The following is a 17,281-nucleotide window of genomic DNA, read 5'->3' on the forward strand; positions in this document are numbered from 1 at the left end:
CTGTGCTGGTTCCACCACGCCATGAAGACCGCCGGAACCCTCGACCCCACCCGCATCGAAGCCGACACCTCACCCACCGGGCGTGGCGGGACAGTGTGGGAGATCGAGGAACGCATCCGCGTGTTCCGTGAAGACGACACCGACCTCCTCACCCCGCAGGCCGTCGCCCAGCTCAACGCTGTCGAGGACGCTATGCGACGCAGGCGCGACGAGTTCGCGTGGCGGCGAGACTCAGCTGAGGCCCCGAAGCGCTCAGCCAACGCGGCCGACCCGTCCGCCAGCCCGGATCCCGAGAACCTCGACTCGCCCTGGCCGATCCGCCCCGGGCCACCGGACCCCTGGCCCCGCGTGGACATGGACCGCGCGGGTGCCTCGGACGAGGAAGAGGTCCCTGTCGAGAAACCCGCCGGCCGCCGCTGGCAAGGAAGACCCCCCCACGGTCCCGTATGCCAATGCGGACGCCCCATACCCATCCTCGAACGGCCACCAGACCCCGACCCCGAACCACCACCGAAACGAGACCCGGGCCCACCACCCTTCTGAGCCCGAGCGCTGGACCGGCCCGCCACCCGAAGCGCCACCCTCGCCTGTAGAGGGGCACGCCACCGTGCCCCTCTACACGCACGCCCGAAAGCCTTTGACGCGATGTGCGATCTCGTGGGGGATCGGCCGCATGGTCCATGGATATCCATCGCCGAATGAGGAGGCCCCGAATTCCGTCTTCCCCGGTGTGCCCGCAGAAGAGCGGGTCACGCAGAACGATCTCGCCTTCGCACTTCGAGATGCGAACCCTGTGCCCCCTGGCCACACGCTCGTGACCCCCTTCCGTCTCATCACGACGTGGTTCGAAGCTGAGACGGACGAGTGGCGAGCGGCGTGGGAGCTCGTCGGTCGCTGCAAGGACGAGCTCGATGATCGTCTCGCTCCCGACGGATGCAACGTCGGCTTCAACGCGGGCAGGGCGGCGGGGCAGACGGTGCCGCATGCCCACATCCGTGTGATCCCGCGCTTCCTCGGAGATGTCCAGAACCCGGTCGGGGGAGACCGGCATGCCGTGGTGGGCCACGGCTACTACGAGCGACCCGGTGGCATCGACTGACCTGTCTCAAGGGGCCAGTTCTCATATGAACGCTCGATCAATTCCGTGACCTGTGTGGGCAGGCACGTGGGTCGCTGCCCACGCAGCAGTCCGGCGGAGTGCCTCCTTCCTGGTCGGGGAGATCAGAGCATGCTCCGATCGGAGCCGTACGACGGGCCTGGTCAAGCCCGGCGACCGGTCACGCCTGGAGGTGTTCCAGGTCTTCGAGCAGGCTCGCGTGGGTGGGCCGCCAGCCGAGCACCGTGCGTGTGTGCAGGCTCGATGCGGGCTGGTCCATCGCGAAGATCGGCCCGAACGGCCCGTAGAAGGACTCGTCGACGGACTCGACGGGAAGCCCCAGGCGTCGACCGATGACGGCGGCGATATCTCGGGCGCGGTCCCCCTCGTCGGCGACGGCGTGCCAGGCCGTACCGGCGGGAGCGGACTCGAGCGCGAGGCGGAACAGCGCTGCCGCGTCGAGGGCATGGACAGCAGGCCAGCGCTGGCTTCCGTCTCCGATGTATCCGACCACGCCCGCCCGGCGTGCCTCCTGAGCGACCAGGCCTGCGAACCCGCCTCCGCCGTTGTTGTGGACGGTGCGCGGCATCCGAACGGCGCTGGCGCGAACGTTCCGCGACGCCAGTGCCAGCAACGCGTTGACGGACCGCGCGCGCCCGGCCACGGGTCCTTCGAGCGGCAGCGGATCTGCTTCGACGGAGGCGCGCCTCGGGACCCAGGGCGTGCCGGAGACCGTGACGATGGGGCGCCCTGATCCCAGCAGCGCCTCGCCCAGCGCCGCCATGGCGGCGCGTTCCTCGGCGATGGCGGCAGCAAGCCCGTCATCGGTGCCGTAGTCGGGGCTGAAGGCCAGGCTGATCACGCCATCGCCCCGGGAGGCGGCCGATCGCAAAAGGTCGATGTCCGCGATGGAACCGCGCAGAACTCGCGCACCCGCATTCTGCAGAGTCTGGTCGGAGGCGTCCGAGCGGGCGAGTGCCAGCACGGTGTGTCCGGCAGCGATGAGCTCTGATACGACGGCGGATCCGATGGTTCCGGTGCCGCCGGTCAGGAAGACATCCGTGGGTTCTCTCCTCGAGTGATGGGACAGGTGTCGCATCACCGTAGCAGAGCGATGCGACACCTGTTGCATCAGAATTTCGTGTTCGTCACGGCGCCGCGATGGGAGCCCGGTGCTCGGGAGCGTCTCGTGGTCGCTGCCGTCGCCGCCGGCCCCTTCGGCTCGTCGCAGAGTGCCTCGCACTCGCCTCGGGGCCGCGGCAGCCGTGGACGACTCTCCGGCTCGCGCGCGAGGTCGCCGAACCCTCTGCGCAGCTCGCGGGCGAGCGCAACGCCGACCGGGCATCCGCCTCCTGCATAACGGCGGCCGTGAAGCGCATCTATGCCGCGATGACCAGGCTGAGGTGACACGCATGCGGCATGCGCCGGCGAACAGCGACAGGATCATCGCTGTCCTTCAGCTGCGCGGGCGCCGTGGGCGCATCGCCGCGCAGGAGCTGACGACAGGGGTGCGCGAGGCGGGACTCGAACCCGCACGCCCTCGGGCACTGGAACCTAAATCCAGCGCGTCTGCCAGTTCCGCCACTCGCGCGCCGCACCAGAGTAGCGGTCCGGACGCGGCAGCTCCGTGCGCACGATACGATCGGAACCGTCAGCACCCGACGACCCGGAGGCAGCCGTGGCCAAGAAGAACAAGGTGTCCCTGGAGGACATGCGCCAGGAGGCGACGAGGCGCCAGGACAACCTGGCCTCGGACATCGACGAGCTCGTGGACCGCGTGAACCCCAAGAACGCCGTCGCCCGCTGGGCCAACGAAGCCGTCAGCACCGCGAAGGGCCTCTTCCGCCGCTGACCCGCAGCACACCGTCTCGCCCCCGGCGCGGATCGCTCCGCGAACCGGGGGCGAACTGCGTCCGAGGCTCCTCGAGCGCAGACGCGGCGCGCACGCGGCGGAGGTCCGCTCAGTCGCGGATCTCCCCGTCGACATAGACCCAGCCCGGCGCCGCCCCCACGCGGCGGAATCGCGAGCGCTCGTGCAGACGCACCTTGCCCGCGCTCCCGCGCGCGATGGCCACGAATTCCACGATGCCCTCCGCATCGTCGGGCCCGCCGCCGACCACGTCGAGGATCCGCAGCTTCTGCCAGCGCAGGTCCTCGTCCGACGACTCGAGCTCTGAAGCGGACGGGCGGTGCGCCGCATCCCAGCTGCGCCGCAGGTGAGCGGTGTCCCCGAGAGCGAAGGCCGTGAAGCGCGAGCGCATCAGCGCCTCAGCCGTCGGCGCCCCGCGATCCCCGGAGACGATCGGTCCGCAGCACGCGGCGAGCGCCTCCCCGCTCCCGCAGGGGCAGGGCGCCCCGGCCGGCACGGTGGGAGGCATGGAGGAGTCAGGGGATATGGGTGAGCGGGGAGCCACCCGATCAGTATCCCGTGCTCGCGTCCCTCCCGCTCTCCCGTCACGGACTGAGCCGTCGTCGTGGCCCGGCCGCCTGCGAGGATGACGACCACGACCTCGCAGCAACCGGCCCGCTCCCTGCCCGTCGGCCTCTCCATCAGCGCCGATGCTCCCGACGTCGAGGAGTACGTGCGACACCCCGACCCCACTGAACCCCACCTCAACGACTTGCCTCCCGCAAGCCGCTTGACATAGGAGATGCCCATGCAGCCCTTCGCCGTCGACCCCGATGACACCCGCAGCCAGCTCGAGCGCATGCTCGACGGCGACTGGTACATCGCCGACGACCCCGACATCCAGCGGCAGTTCCGCCGCGCGCTGCGCGAGACCGCCCGCTTCAACGACGTCTACGCCCAGGATCCCGACGCCTCCCAGGGCATCCTCGGCGGCCTGCTCGGAGGCCTGGGCGAGCGCGCTCACGTGCGGGCGCCCCTGCGCGTCGACTACGGCAGTCGCCTGTTCATCGGCGCCGGCACCTTCGTGAACTTCGGGCTCGTCGCCCTCGACGTCGTCGAGGTCCGCATCGGCGAGCGCTGCCAGCTGGGGCCGAACATCCAGCTGCTCACCCCGATCCACCCGCTCGAGCGCGAGGCCCGCGCCCAGGGCTGGGAGGCCGCAGAGCCGATCACGCTCGAGGACGAGGTGTGGCTGGGCGGCGGCGTCATCGTCTGCCCCGGTGTCACCATCGGCGCGGGATCCGTGATCGGCGCGGGCTCTGTCGTGACCTCCGACGTGCCGCCCGGCGTCCTCGCCGTGGGGAGCCCCGCACGGGTGGTCCGCGAGCTCTGAGCGTCCGGTAGCCTCGGGGCGATGCCGGTCGCGCGCCGGCGACCCCGACCCCATCGAAGGAGCAGCACCATGTCGTCGACGTCCCTCGCAGGCAAGACCGCCGTCATCACCGGATCCTCGCGCGGCGTCGGCGCGGACACGGCGAAGCTGCTCGCCGCCCAGGGTGCGAACGTGGTCGTCAACTACCGCCAGAAGGCGCCGCGCGCCACCAAGGTCGTCAAGGAGATCGAGGAGGCCGGAGGCCGCGCGATCGCCGTCGGCGCCGACCTCACCGAGCCCGAGGACGTGCGCGGTCTCATGCGCGCGGCCGTCGACACCTTCGGCAGCCTCGACGTGCTGGTCCTCAACGCCTCCGGCGGCATGGAGGCCGACCTCGGCGAGGACTACGCGATGCGCCTGAACCGCGACGCGCAGCTGGACGCCCTGCTCGCCGGCACCGAGCTCATGACCGACGGCGGCCGCGTCGTCTTCGTGACCAGCCACCAGGCCCACTTCATCCGCGACGTCGAGACCATGGACCAGTACGTCGCGGTGGCGCTGTCCAAGCGCGCCGGCGAGGACGCCCTGGTCGAGCGCATCCCCGAGCTCGAGGCCAAGGGCATCGACCTCGTCGTCGTCTCGGGCGACATGATCGAGGGCACGGTCACCGCGACCCTGCTGAACCGCGCCGAGCCCGGCGCTCTGGACGCGCGCCGCGAGGCCGCCGGCCGCCTGTACTCGGTCGCCGAGTTCGCGGCCGAGGTCGCGAAGATGGCCACGGCCGACGTGAAGACCGGGCACGTGGAGCTCGTCGGCGGCGCCGAGGACTTCCTGGCCCAGTCCGCGGACTCCTGAGCGAGGACACCACGCCGCCCGCATCCCGGGATCCCGCCGCGCCCCGCGGCGAGACCGCCCCGCACGAGCGCTCCCCGCACGAGCATCCCCCACGCCGGTTCGAGCCGCTGCCCGTGCTCCGGTCGCTGGCGCTCGTCGCGGTGGTGCTGCTCATGGTGTGGCTCGCCCTCACCGTGCGCCTGCCCTCGCTGGACGTCCTCCAGCAGCGGCTCGAGGACTACGGCTGGGCGGCCTTCCTGGTCTTCGCCCTGCTCTACGCCGTCGTCGCGCTGACGCCGATCCCGGTGACGATCATGGCGGTCGCGGGCGGCATGCTCTTCGGCGTGCTCGAGGGCGGTGTGCTCTCGATCGCCGGGGTGATGCTGGGCTGCTGGGGCGCATACTGGGTCGCCCGGCTGCTGGGCCGCGGCGTCGTCGGGAAGATCCTGGGCAGCCATTCCCGCACCGTCGGCGACCGGCTCGAGAACGGCGGCTTCGCCGCGGTCTTCCTCCTGCGGGTGATGCCGGGCCTGCCCTACTGGCCGGTGAACTACGGGGCGGGCGCCTTCGGCATCACCCAGCGCGAGTTCCTCACCGCCTCGCTCATCGCCTGCATCCCCGGCCAGGTCTCCCTGGTCGCGATCGGGGCCTTCCTCGCTGACCCGGGAATCATGATCGGCGTCGTCCTCGCCGTGTCGTGGGCGGTCGTGATCGTGATGACGATCTGGGGCTACCGCGCCTTCCGCGGCACCGCCCGTCGGCCCCTGCCCGGGTCCCGGCCCCACGGCGAAGGACGCCGGACAGGGGCAGACGGGAGCGACGCGGACCCCGGGGACGTCGCGGACGACCAGGCCTGACGCCCCCGCTGCGGATCGCGCGCCCCTCACGTCGCGGCGCGTCGTCCGGGCCGCCGGTCTTCCCGACCGGCCCCGCACGTGGAGCGGCCGTACGATGACGTATTCTCTGCCGGTGGGGCGGATCGGACAGGTCGCCCAAATCGGACTCGCCCGGCCCGTCCCGGACGGAGCGAGCGGTCCGTCGGACCACCCGCAGGAGTGACGAGGGGAGACGCATGGGGGAGCAGGGGACTCGCGTGCACGCGCGACGCGCCGGCGCCCTCCTGCCCGAGAGCAGGGATCCCATCGCCCAGCGGGTCCTGGACTCCGCGCGCGAGGTGCTCGCCCAGCAGCCAGGCTCGGCGGTGACCCTCGACGAGGTGATCAGTGCCGCGCGGGTCGAACCCGCCGGCGCACGTCGACTGTGGAGCTCCGACCAGGACCTCATGGTCGGGCTCATCGCCCGGGACCTGCTCGAGGCCGCTCGCCGCGTGTCACGCGCGCTGCGCGAGGACCCCGGGCGCGCGCGGCCCGACCGGCTGTGCCTGCATCTGGTCGAGAGCCTGCGCTCGCGGGTCCTGGTGTGCGCGCTGCAGCGCGCCGACGGGGACCTCCTGGGCGACGCGGTCGACGACCTCCGCACGGTGCAGCTCACGCGGCAGCTCATGCCCGTGGGCCTGGTCGGCGAGATGGTCGGGATCTGGCGCGAGCACGGACTGGTGTGCCTCGTGTGCGAGGCCGATCACCAGGCCTTCTCCCTGCAATGCCTTCTGCGCGGCTTCATGGACCCGCTGATGGCCGGCGTGCCGCTGCACGGCTCGCATGCGCGGGACGACATCGCCACGGAGACCTTCGCCTCCGCCGTCGACCGCGTGCTGGGGCGGGGCCCGGCGAGCGACGGCCCACGCGGTGCCGTCGAGGCGGAGAGCCTCGCCGCCGCCTCGGCCGACGTGCGCCGTCTGCTCGCCGAGCGCACCGCGTCCGTGCACTCCCTGCTGGGGCTGTGACCCGCCGGCCCCTGCCCTGCGTCAGCCGCGCAGCTGCTGGCGATAGGCGCGGACGTAGGGGGCCGGGATGGGCGGCTCCGCGACCCGCAGCGCGAGGGCCGTGCGGATCGCGAAGCTCGGATCGCGCAGGAACTCGCGGCCCACGCGCACCACGTCCGCGAGACCCGTCGCGGTGATCTGCTCGGCCTGCCAGGGCTCGTCGATCATGCCGACGGCCGAGACCGGGATCCCCGCGCCCTGCTTCACGGACGTCGCGAGCGGCGTCTGGTAGCCGGGGCCGACGGGGATCTGCGCCGCGGGGCTGTTGCCTCCCGAGGAGATGTCCACCATGTCCACGCCGTGCTCGTGCAGCCATCCCGCCACGCGCACCGTGTCCTCGACGTGCAGGCCGTCCTCGACCCAGTCGGTCGCCGAGAGCCGCACCAGCAGGGGCATGCCCTCGGGGATCGACCCGCGCACGGCATCGACGATGCCCAGCAGCAGCCGCGCGCGGTTCTCGAGGCTGCCGCCGTACTCGTCGGTGCGGACGTTGCTGAGCGGGGAGAGGAACTCGTGGATCAGGTAGCCGTGGGCCCCGTGGATCTCGATCATGTCCATCCCGGCCTCGACGGCGCGACGGGCCGCGGCGACGAACGCCTCGATGACGCCGTCGATCCCGTCTGCGTCGAGCGCCCGTGGTGCGGTCAGATCGCCGAAGGCCAGATCCGAGGGGCCGACGGTCTCCCAGCCGCCGTCGGCGACGGGGATCGAGGTGCCGGGCGCCGGGTTGCCCCACTCGCTGTAGGTCGAGGCCTTGCGGCCCGCGTGGGCGAGCTGGATGCCGGCGGCGGCGCCCAGGGAGTGCACGAGGTCGACGACGCCGCGCAGGGCATCGCGCTGCGCGTCGTTCCACAGGCCCAGGTCCTGCGGGCTGATGCGCCCCTCGGGGACCACGCCGGTCGCCTCGACGATCACGGCGCCCGCGCCGCCGCGCGCGAACGAGCCGTAGTGCATGAGATGCCACGGGGCGACGACCCCGTCGGTCTTCTCGACCATGTACTGGCACATCGGCGGGACCCACACACGGTTGCGCACGGTGAGATCGCGCAGAGTGATGGGGTCGAACAGGGTGCGGCTCATGCCACGGCTCCTCGAAGCTGGGGGACGAGCGCCGGCCGCCGTGTCCGCGCGCCCCAGGGGGCGGGGCCGTGAGATGGCGGTCCCGGACATGGCAGCGACGCTGACTGACATCGCCGAAGCTATACCTCGGTGCGCCGGGAGTCCAATAGCTTCGCCTATGGCGGACATGTGTTCGCGTATGGGTCGGGCGGTAGGGTGGAGGTGTGACCACTCCCGTCCTCGACCTCAACCTGCTGCGCACCTTCCTCGCCGTCCACCGGGCCGGCTCGTTCACTGCGGCGGCGCGCGCGCTCGGTCTCAGCCAGCCCTCGGTCACCACGCAGATCCGTGCTCTCGAGGCGCAGGTGGACCGCTCGCTGTTCACGCGCCTGCCGCGCGGCGTGGAGCCCACGCCCTACGCGCACGAGCTCGCCGAGCGCGTGCGAGGGCCGCTCGACGCCCTCGATGCCCTGCGCACCGACGAGTGCGATCTCGACGGCGTCGCCACGCCCGTCCATCTCGCGGGCCCCGCCGAGCTGCTGTGCTCGCGTGTGCTCCCCGCCCTCGCTCCGCTGGTCGCCGAGGGCGTGCAGCTGCGCATGGCCGAGGGGCTCACCGACGAGCTCCTCGAGTCGCTGCGCGAGGGGACGCACGACCTGGTGATCACGACCCGTCGGCCGCGGGGCCGAGCGCTCGCGGCGACGCCGCTCAGCGACGAGGAGTACGTGCTGGTCGTCGCCCCCGACTGGGCGCGCCGCCTCGAGGGGCGCGGGGACGGGGAGACCCTCTGCCGTGCACTGCGGGAGGTGCCGCTCGTGAGCATCGCCGAGGACATGCCGATCGTGCGCCGCTACTGGCGCTCCGTGTTCGGCGCGCAGCCGCCCGGGGCGGCGCTCATCGCTCCCACCCTGCACGCCGTCCTCGCGGCCGTGCGCGCGGGGGCGGGCGCGAGCGTGCTGCCGCGGTCGCTGTGCCGTGAGGACCTCGAGGTCGGGGATCTCGTGGACCTCGGGGGAGCGGACGTGCCGCCCCTGAACACGCTGTTCCTCGTCCAGAGGCCCGGCGCCGAGTGCAATCCGGCCGTGGTCCGCGTGCGCGAGGCTCTCGAGGGTGCCGCGCGCTCCTGGTGAGCGGCGGGGCCCCTCAGCGCGGGTCGCCGGGAGCGACCTCGAGCGCCCTCACGTGCGTCCGGTGCGCCCGCAGGATGAGGAACACGAGCGCACCGACGCTCACGACCCCGATCAGCACGTGCAGCACCGCGCTCGAGGTCGCGTCCCAGGCCGTGTGCAGGACGATCGCGGCCACATAGGTGAGCGCCAGCTCGAGCACCGCGAGACCCTTGCGGCGTCCCTCGACCAGGTGCCAGACGGCGGCGCAGATCGCGCCCGTCCAGGCCACGTGACCGGCCGGGACGAGGACCGCGCGCAGGACCAGGGTCGAGTCGAGCGCCGCGAGGCCGCCCCCGTGCTCGAGCAGGGCGTTGAACCCGTAGCCCATCGTCTCGAGCACCGCGAAGCCCGTCCCGGCCGCGATGCCGACGGCGATCCCGCCGCCGCGGGTGGCGCGGTGCGCGATGGCGAGGACGAGCAGCGGGACGATCAGCTTCGCGGTCTCCTCGATGACCCCGACCAGCAGGATGGATCCCTGGCCGAGGAGCAGCGCCGCGATCGTCTCGAGGAAGCCGGCGAGGGTGACGGCGAGGAGGCCGCCGACGCCGACCGTCAGCAGGACGATGGGGATCGGCACCAGGATCCCGCGGCGCGTGGTCTGGGCCGCGAGCAGCACGGTGAGCGGCACGGTCCCGGCGCCCACGAGCAGCACGGTCGGCAGCAGGCTGGTGTTGCGCGTGAGCAGCATGACCACGAAGATCACGATGTAGGCGATGGCTCCGACGACCAGGACGAACAGCCAGGAGAGGCGCTCGTACCAGGGAGATCCGGGCAGGGTGTGAGGGGCGGTGGCGGGCACCGGCGGGGTCGTCATCGTCAGGTCCTCGGTTCTCCGGGTGCAGGGGCGGGGGCGGATGCGGACGGTCGTGGCTCGCGGGCCCACGGAGCGTCCTCGACGGAGATCTCGCGGGCCATCGAGCGCAGGAACACCGTGATCGTCTCCCGCTCGGCGTCGGTGAGGCGCGCGGCGGCCCGGAAGCGGCCCGCCTGCTGACGTCCCATGGTCTCCATGGCCGCCTGCCGCGTCGCGGGCGCGACCTCGATCGTGATCGCGCGGCGGTCCGAGGGGTGCGCGCGGCGGTGGACGTGCCCGCCGCGCTCGAGGCGGTCCAGCAGCTTCGTCGTCGAGGCGCTCGAGATCCGCAGCTCCGAGCCCAGGGCCACGGCCGTCGGCCGCTCGCCGCGGTGGGCGGCGGCGATCAGGTAGTGCAGTGCGCGCATGTCCGTCGAGTTCAGCTGCATGTACGCCTCGGAGGCCTCACGCAGCTCCTCCTCGGTGCGCCGCAGCTCCACGAGGGCCGCCATCAGCTCGTCGATCCCCGCGATCGCCTCGCGGGAGAGCCCCGAGCGGTCCACGAGCTCCCCGGACGGGTCGCTCGCATCGATGTCCTGCACCCGCCAGGGGGAGGGGGAGTGCGGCTCGGGACTCGTGCTCATGAGCGACAGCGTAGCCACCGCCCGCGACGGACCGGCGGCGATGGGCGGCGGCGGGGTCGTGAGGGGGCGGTGATGAGGTAGATTGCTCGCCAGGCTAGCAATCTCTGGACGGAGCCCTCCATGACCCACCGCGGCACGCCCCCGCCCCGGACCCGCTGGATCCGCGCCGTGCGGATCGTGCTGCCCGCGCTGCTCGTGGTGCTCTGGCTCGCGGGCGCCTCCGTCGGCGGTCCCCTGTTCGGCCGCATCGACGAGGTCTCCTCCAACGACCGGACCGCCTACCTCCCGACCTCGGCCGAGGCGACGCGGGTGCAGGAGGCCGCCGAGGCCTTCACCGAGGGGGACACCATCCCCGCGATCGTCGTCGTCACCACCGACGGCGCGGGCGACGGGGTGGGCGACGGGGCGCTGAGCGAGGACCAGCTGCGCGGCGTCCAGGACGCCCTCGCCTCCGCCGAGGACCTCGACCAGGTCTCCGGGAACGCGTCGCCGCCGATCCCCTCGGACGACGGCCGGGCCGTCGAATCCTTCGTGCCCCTGGACGCGGATGCGGACCTCGGCGCGGCGGTCTCCGACCTCGAGACCGCGCTCGCGGCGGACCTGCCCGAGGGGACGACCTCGTACGTCACCGGGCCCGCGGGCTTCTCGGGCGACCTCACGGAGGCCTTCTCCGGCATCGACGGCCTGCTGCTGGGCGTCGCGCTCGCCGCCGTGCTCGCGATCCTCCTGATCGTCTACCGCTCGGCGCTCCTGCCCTTCATGGTGCTCGCGACCAGCATGTTCGCACTGTGCGCGGCGCTCGCGGTGATCTGGCACCTGGCGAATGCAGGCGTTCTCCTGCTGAGCGGGCAGACCCAGGGCATCCTGTTCATCCTCGTGATCGGCGCCGCCACCGACTACTCCCTGCTCATGGTCGCCCGGTACCGCGAGGAGCTGCGCGCCGTCCCCGACCGCGGCGTCGCGCTGCTGCGCGCGATCCGCGGCACCGCCGAGCCGATCCTGGCCTCCGGCGGAACGGTGATCGCCGCCCTGCTGTGCCTGCTGCTGAGCGACCTGCGCTCGAACTCGACGCTGGGCCCGGTCGCCGCGATCGGCATCGCCTTCGCGATGCTCTCGGCGCTCACCCTCCTGCCCGCACTCCTGTTCCTCGCGGGCCGCACCGCGTTCTGGCCCCGTCGGCCGCTCTTCGATCCCGCCGCGGCCGAGCGCAGCGAGGAGGAGCTCGTGACCCGCGGGCTCTGGGCGGGCGTCGCCCGCCGCGTCGAGCGCCACCCGCGCCGAATCTGGATCGGCGTCGTGCTCGTGCTGTGCGTCGCGTGCGCGGGCCTGCTCCAGCTGCGGGCCGACGGCGTCTCCCAGTCCGAGCTCGTCCTCGGCGACTCCCAGGCCCGCACCGGCCAGGAGGTGCTCGGCGAGCACTTCCCCGGCGGCTCCGGCAGCCCCGCCCAGGTCCTCGTCCCGCAGGACCAGCTGCAGGAGACGGCGGACCGGCTCCTGGACGCGGACGGGGTGGAGTCGGTGAGCGCGCGCTCCTCGGACGCCCCCTCGGGCAGCGCCGCGGTCACGCCCGACGGGATCCAGGGCGGAGCCGCTCCCCGCGTCGAGGACGGGCGCGTGTTGCTCGAGGCGACGCTCGCCGACGCCCCCGACTCCGCGGCCGCCGAGACCACCGTGCGCGACCTGCGCGAGGACCTGCCGCAGGATGCCCTCGTGGGCGGCGAGACCGCCACCGCGATCGACACCGACGACGCCTCGGTGCACGACCGGAACCTCATCATCCCCGTGGTCCTCGCGGTGATCGCGGTGATCCTCGTGCTGCTGCTGCGCTCCCTGCTCGCCCCGCTGCTGCTCATCGCGACCACGGCCCTCTCCTTCGGGGCGGCGCTCGGGGTCTCCGCGCTCGTCTTCGACCACGTGCTCGACTTCCCGGGGGCCGACGCGGCCGTGCCGCTGTACGGCTTCGTGTTCCTGGTCGCCCTGGGCATCGACTACAACATCTTCCTCATGACCCGCGTGCGCGAGGAGTCCCTCGCGCACGGCACGAGACCCGGCATCCTGCGCGGCCTCACCCTCACCGGCGGCGTCATCACCTCGGCCGGGATCGTGCTCGCGGCCACCTTCGCCGCGCTCGCCGTGATCCCGATCCTCTTCCTCGCCCAGCTCGCGTTCATCGTCGCCTTCGGGGTCCTGCTGGACACCTTCGTGGTGCGCACCCTGCTGGTCCCGGCGCTCGCCGTCGACGTGGGGCGCAGCGTGTGGTGGCCCTCGCGGCTCGCGCGCCGGGCGGACCGCGCGGACTGAACCGGCCGTTCCCAGCTCCGGTTCACCTTCCCTCCGTAGCGTCTGCGGTGCAGAGGGAGTACTTCGCCTCGGCGGGCTCGTCAATACGGTCGTGCGATCACGACCCGGGCCGTCGGTTCTGGGGGACCAGGACGAAGGAGACTCTGGCAGCCATCGCGTGCCCGAGCCCCTCAGGAGCCCTCCTTGGACGTCTCACCCCTCGTCTGGACGATCACGCTCGCCGTGACCGTCGCCTTCTTCGTCTACGAGTTCTTCGCGCACGTGCGCACCCCGCACGAGCCCTCGATCGGCGAGGCCGCCCGCTGGTCCGCCCTCTACATCGGCCTGGCGCTGCTGTTCGGCGTCGGCATCGGGGTCTTCTCCGGATGGGGATACGGCGGCGAGTACTTCGCGGGCTACCTCACGGAGAAGGCGCTGTCGATCGACAACCTCTTCGTGTTCCTGCTCATCATGACCAGCTTCGCCGTGCCCAGGGTCCATCAGCAGAAGGTGCTGATGATCGGCATCGTCATCGCCCTCGTGCTGCGCGGCGCCTTCATCGCCGTGGGCGCGACGCTGATCGAGAACCTCTCCTGGGTCTTCTACGTGTTCGGCGCGCTGCTGCTCGTGCTCGCCTGGCGCCAGGCCTTCGGCTCCGAGGACTCCGATCCGACCGACGGCCGGATCATGCGCCTGGTGCGCCGCGTCCTCCCGGTCAGCGAGGAGTACGACGGCGGCCGCTTCGTGACCCGCATCGACGGCAGGCGCTTCGTCACCCCGCTCATGCTCACGGTGCTCACCATCGGTGTGGTCGACGTCGTCTTCGCCGTCGACTCGATCCCCGCGATCTTCGGACTCACCGAGCAGACGTACATCGTGTTCACGGCCAACGCCTTCGCCCTGATGGGCCTGCGTCAGCTGTACTTCCTCATCGGCGGTCTGCTGCAGCGCCTCGTCTACCTCGCGCAGGGGCTCGCGATCATCCTCGCCTTCATCGGCGTCAAGCTCGTGATGCACGCCCTGCACGTGAACGAGCTGCCCTTCGTGAACGGCGGCCAGCCGCTGCTGTGGGTGCCCGAGGTCCCGATCTGGTTCTCGCTGTCCTTCATCGGGCTGGTGGTCGCGATCGCGACGGTGGCGAGCCTGCTGCGCACCCGTGGCGGCGCGCAGGGGGCCTCGACATCGGCCGCGGTCGAGCAGGGCGATGCCGAGGTCGACCGCGGGAGCGAGCGCACCCGCTCCTGATCCGGCGCGGCCCGTTCAACCGCCGGGGCTGATCCTCCCGCGCAGGGACGCGGCGTCGGGCACCGGGGTCTCATGCGTCTCGGCGATGAGCTCGCGAGCGGCGTCGACGCTGTCCCACGTGTTCCACAGCAGCACGCCGCGCACGCGCCCGTCGGCCCCGTGGAGGACGACCTCGGCGGACCCGTCCTCGGTGGCGTCCTCGCCCAGGACGCGGGCGGCGTCGAGGTCCCCGATCGCCTCGTAGCCGTCGTCGAGGAGGTCCGACCAGAAGAACGGCGTGTGCTCGTACGGGGTGAGGTCGCCGGCCATCGCCCGGCCGGCGGCCCTCCCCATCGTCTCGGCGTTGTCGACGTGCTCGACGCGGCGCCTGCCCAGCAGGGCATCGGGGTAGGAGGCGACGTCCCCGGCGGCGAAGACGTCCGCGGCGGAGGTCCTCAGCAGCTCGTCCACGACGATGCCGTCGTCGACGTCGAGGCCCGCCTCCTGGGCGAGGGACGTGTTCGGGGCGACGCCGATCCCGATCACAGCCGCATCCGCGGTGATCTCCCCGCCGTCCTCGAGGGTCAGGGCCACGGAGTCCTCGTCCTCCGATCCTCCGGCGAGGCGGCCTTCGACGATGCGGGCGCCCTTCGCGGCGAGCTTCCGGGTGATCCGGTCCGAGAGATCCGGCGGGAACATGCCGGGCTGGACCGTGCCGTGGGGGAGCACCAGCGTCACCTCGACATCGTTCTGCAGGAGCGCGGACGCGATCTCGCCGCCGATGTACCCGCCGCCGACCACGGCGACGTGCGCGTCCGGCGTCGCCACGGCGCGCAGCGCCCGGTAGTCGGCGCTCGTGCGGTAGTGGATGACGCGCGGGCCCGGCGCGATCGGGCCGGTGCGCGGCGAGGCTCCCGTCGCGATCAGCAGGTGCTCGAAGCCGATGCGGGTGCCGTCGGCGAGTTCGACGCGATGCCCGTCCGGGTCGATCGCAGCGACCGTGCTCGAGGTGTGAAGCTCGACGCCCTCTCCGGTCACATCCAGCACCGAGTCCTCGAGGGATGCGTCGGCGTCCAGCCACAGGGTCTTGGACAGGTCAGGACGGTAGACGGGCGGGTCGGGCTCCGCGCCGAGGACGACGACCGAGCCGGTGCCATCCTTCTCGCGGATCCCCGCGACGGCGCTGGCCGCGGCGACTCCCGCGCCCACGATCACGTACGGGTAGGAATCCTGGAACTGCGTCATCGCGGCCTCCTCATCCGGTCGTGCCACGACCCTAGACCCGGGTCGCCGCCGGCGTGAGCAGCGTGGGCTCGGCGGTCCCCGTGCGCGCCCTCCCCCACGGTGTCGGCGAGATCACAGGAGTACGGTGCACGAGCGGTTCCTGGACGACGGCGCCCAGCGCACCCGGACATCGAGCACGCAGGAGGAGTTCTTTGAGCACGATCAGCTATACGCCGCAGAAGTGGCGTCCCGAGCAGGTCACCATCACCGAACCCTCGGTGATCCGTCGAGCGATCGGCGCCGCGGCCATCGGCAACATCACGGAGTGGTACGACTTCGGCGTCTACGGATATCTGCAGGTCACCATCGAGGGAGTCTTCCTCCCGAAGAACGCGGGAGCCGCCGGCGCGATCATCGTGGCCGCACTGTTCGCCGTCGCCTTCCTCGTGCGCCCCCTGGGCGGCATGTTCTTCGGTCCGCTCGCGGACCGTATCGGACGCAAGTCGGTCCTCGCCACCACGATGATCATGATGGCGCTGGGCACCTTCCTCATCGGCGTCCTGCCCGACTACGCGACGATCGGCCTCGCGGCTCCGTTCCTGCTGCTGGCCTGCCGGCTGATCCAGGGCTTCTCGACCGGTGGCGAGTACGGCAACGCGATGGCGTTCATCGCCGAGTACGCCCCGGACCGCCGCCGCGGCTTCTTCGGGAGCCTGCTCGAGGTGGGCACCTTCGGCGGCTACGTGCTGGGCGCCTCGGTCGCGACGATCATGACCGCGATCCTCACCCAGGACCAGCTGCTCAGCTGGGGATGGCGCCTGCCGTTCTTCGTCGCCCTGCCGCTCGGCCTCGTCGGCGTCTACCTGCGCTCCAAGCTCGAGGACACCCCCGCCTACCGCGAGCTCGAGAAGCAGCAGGACGCGGAGGCCAAGGCCAAGGTCGAGGAGAAGAAGGCCGCGAAGAAGGCCGGCGCCCCGGCGAGCACCGAGACCGAGGACACGAAGAAGGGCCGCGGCGAGATCAAGGGCATCCTGCGCCTGTGGCCGAACCTGCTGGCGTGCATGGGCCTCGTGCTCGCCTGGAACGTCACCAACTACATGCTGACCGCGTTCATGCCGCAGTTCTTCCCGATGATCCGCGAGTACCAGGGCAGCGGCGGCGTCTCCGACCTCGCCTCCTCGATCCTGCAGATCATCGTCATGGTCATGTGCCTGATCCTGATCCCCGTGATCGGCCGCCTGAGCGACCGCGTGGGCCGCAAGGCCGTGGTGCGCGCCGGCTCGATCGCGCTCATCGTGCTCTCGATCCCCTCGGTGCTGCTCATCCGAGGGAACAGCGATGTCACGGTGATGTTCGGCCTCCTCATCATGGGGCTGAGCCTGATCTGCTTCAGCGCCACCATGCCCTCGACGCTGCCGTCGCTGTTCCCGACGGCCGTGCGCGCGGGCGCCCTGTCGATCTCCTTCAACGTCGCCATCTCGCTGTTCGGCGGCACCACCTCCACGGTGATGACCTCCGTGGTGACGTGGACCCACTTCCTCATGTGGCCCGCGATCTACCTGATGGCCGCCGGCGTGATCGGCCTGATCTGCGTGCACATCGTGCCCGAGAGCAACGGTCGGCCGCTGTGGGGCTCGAAGCCCGCCGCGAGCGACCGCAAGGAGGCCACGGCGCACGCGAAGGAGCTCAGCGAGGAGGCCGAGGCCTTCGTCCTCGCCCAGCGGGCCGGCGCCCACTGATCCCCTGCGGGGCGGCCCGACCGGCGCGCGATGCGGCCGGTGCGGGCCGCTTCCTGTTTGCTCGCTCACAGGCCGTGGCCTCCGGTTTTGCACTCGGACTCGGGCGGGGTAATGTT

The 17,281-nt window shown here is 71.9% G+C and carries 16 protein-coding genes, 1 tRNA gene and 1 pseudogene; 11 read left to right on the forward strand and 7 right to left on the reverse strand.

What is annotated here, in order from left to right:
* Both FHG10_RS18340 and FHG10_RS17155 read left to right on the forward strand, forming a co-directional pair.
* Positions 1–543 (forward strand): annotated as a pseudogene (locus FHG10_RS18340) (hypothetical protein); the annotation flags it as partial.
* Positions 544–673: 130 nt separating this feature from the next.
* A complete protein-coding gene (locus FHG10_RS17155) occupies positions 674–1,099 on the forward strand; it encodes an HIT family protein (RefSeq protein WP_152354623.1) in 426 nt (141 codons plus the stop codon).
* A 178-nt stretch (positions 1,100–1,277) separates the two neighbouring features.
* Here the strand turns inward: FHG10_RS17155 and FHG10_RS17160 are convergent, their stop codons facing one another.
* A complete protein-coding gene (locus FHG10_RS17160) occupies positions 1,278–2,228 on the reverse strand; it encodes an SDR family oxidoreductase (RefSeq protein WP_227488349.1) in 951 nt (316 codons plus the stop codon).
* 377 nt (positions 2,229–2,605) lie between these two features.
* Positions 2,606–2,687: transfer RNA gene (locus FHG10_RS17165), tRNA-Leu, on the reverse strand.
* A gap of 87 nt (positions 2,688–2,774) precedes the next feature.
* Here FHG10_RS17165 and FHG10_RS17170 point away from each other — a divergent pair.
* Positions 2,775–2,948 (forward strand): DUF3618 domain-containing protein, encoded by a 174-nt coding sequence (locus tag FHG10_RS17170; protein WP_227488350.1) that lies wholly within the window; start codon positions 2,775–2,777, stop codon positions 2,946–2,948.
* Positions 2,949–3,057: 109 nt separating this feature from the next.
* On the opposite strand, the gene FHG10_RS17175 is transcribed toward FHG10_RS17170, so the two are convergent.
* Positions 3,058–3,474, reverse strand: coding sequence for a YchJ family protein (locus FHG10_RS17175; RefSeq protein WP_152354592.1), 417 nt, complete (start codon positions 3,472–3,474; stop codon positions 3,058–3,060).
* A 279-nt stretch (positions 3,475–3,753) separates the two neighbouring features.
* Here FHG10_RS17175 and FHG10_RS17180 point away from each other — a divergent pair, with 279 nt between their 5' ends.
* From FHG10_RS17180 to FHG10_RS17195, 4 genes are all read left to right on the forward strand, one after another.
* Complete coding sequence (locus tag FHG10_RS17180; protein WP_152354593.1) at positions 3,754–4,338, forward strand: sugar O-acetyltransferase; 585 nt, start codon at positions 3,754–3,756, stop codon at positions 4,336–4,338.
* Positions 4,339–4,407: 69 nt separating this feature from the next.
* Entirely contained in the window at positions 4,408–5,172 is a 765-nt protein-coding gene (locus FHG10_RS17185; RefSeq protein WP_152354594.1) for an SDR family oxidoreductase, read from the forward strand.
* Between the two features lie 113 nt (positions 5,173–5,285).
* A complete protein-coding gene (locus tag FHG10_RS17190; protein ID WP_227488351.1) occupies positions 5,286–6,008 on the forward strand; it encodes a TVP38/TMEM64 family protein in 723 nt (240 codons plus the stop codon).
* Between the two features lie 236 nt (positions 6,009–6,244).
* Positions 6,245–6,994 (forward strand): hypothetical protein, encoded by a 750-nt coding sequence (locus FHG10_RS17195; protein WP_152354595.1) that lies wholly within the window; start codon positions 6,245–6,247, stop codon positions 6,992–6,994.
* A 21-nt stretch (positions 6,995–7,015) separates the two neighbouring features.
* Here the strand turns inward: FHG10_RS17195 and FHG10_RS17200 are convergent, their stop codons facing one another.
* A complete protein-coding gene (locus FHG10_RS17200) occupies positions 7,016–8,113 on the reverse strand; it encodes an NADH:flavin oxidoreductase/NADH oxidase (RefSeq protein WP_152354596.1) in 1,098 nt (365 codons plus the stop codon).
* Positions 8,114–8,316: 203 nt separating this feature from the next.
* Here FHG10_RS17200 and FHG10_RS17205 point away from each other — a divergent pair, with 203 nt between their 5' ends.
* Positions 8,317–9,222 (forward strand): LysR family transcriptional regulator, encoded by a 906-nt coding sequence (locus FHG10_RS17205; RefSeq protein ID WP_152354597.1) that lies wholly within the window; start codon positions 8,317–8,319, stop codon positions 9,220–9,222.
* 13 nt (positions 9,223–9,235) lie between these two features.
* Here FHG10_RS17205 and FHG10_RS17210 read toward each other — a convergent pair whose 3' ends face one another.
* Positions 9,236–10,075, reverse strand: a complete 840-nt coding sequence (locus FHG10_RS17210) for a PrsW family intramembrane metalloprotease (protein WP_152354598.1) — start codon at positions 10,073–10,075, stop codon at positions 9,236–9,238.
* Positions 10,076–10,077: 2 nt separating this feature from the next.
* Positions 10,078–10,698, reverse strand: a complete 621-nt coding sequence (locus FHG10_RS17215) for a MarR family winged helix-turn-helix transcriptional regulator (protein WP_152354599.1) — start codon at positions 10,696–10,698, stop codon at positions 10,078–10,080.
* A gap of 120 nt (positions 10,699–10,818) precedes the next feature.
* Here FHG10_RS17215 and FHG10_RS17220 point away from each other — a divergent pair, with 120 nt between their 5' ends.
* Together FHG10_RS17220 and FHG10_RS17225 are read left to right on the forward strand one after the other, a co-directional pair.
* Positions 10,819–12,999 carry an MMPL family transporter gene (locus FHG10_RS17220; RefSeq protein ID WP_152354600.1) on the forward strand — a complete coding sequence of 727 codons (2,181 nt, stop codon included), beginning with the start codon at positions 10,819–10,821 and terminating at the stop codon, positions 12,997–12,999.
* 183 nt (positions 13,000–13,182) lie between these two features.
* Complete coding sequence (locus tag FHG10_RS17225) at positions 13,183–14,223, forward strand: TerC family protein (protein ID WP_152354601.1); 1,041 nt, start codon at positions 13,183–13,185, stop codon at positions 14,221–14,223.
* A 15-nt stretch (positions 14,224–14,238) separates the two neighbouring features.
* Here the strand turns inward: FHG10_RS17225 and FHG10_RS17230 are convergent, their stop codons facing one another.
* Positions 14,239–15,447, reverse strand: coding sequence for an NAD(P)/FAD-dependent oxidoreductase (locus tag FHG10_RS17230; RefSeq protein WP_152354602.1), 1,209 nt, complete (start codon positions 15,445–15,447; stop codon positions 14,239–14,241).
* 191 nt (positions 15,448–15,638) lie between these two features.
* Here FHG10_RS17230 and FHG10_RS17235 point away from each other — a divergent pair, with 191 nt between their 5' ends.
* Complete coding sequence (locus FHG10_RS17235; protein WP_227488352.1) at positions 15,639–17,165, forward strand: MFS transporter; 1,527 nt, start codon at positions 15,639–15,641, stop codon at positions 17,163–17,165.
* Positions 17,166–17,281 lie beyond the last annotated feature (116 nt).

This window comes from Brachybacterium subflavum (genome assembly GCF_009299795.1).
Classification (GTDB): Bacteria; Actinomycetota; Actinomycetes; order Actinomycetales; family Dermabacteraceae; genus Brachybacterium; species Brachybacterium subflavum.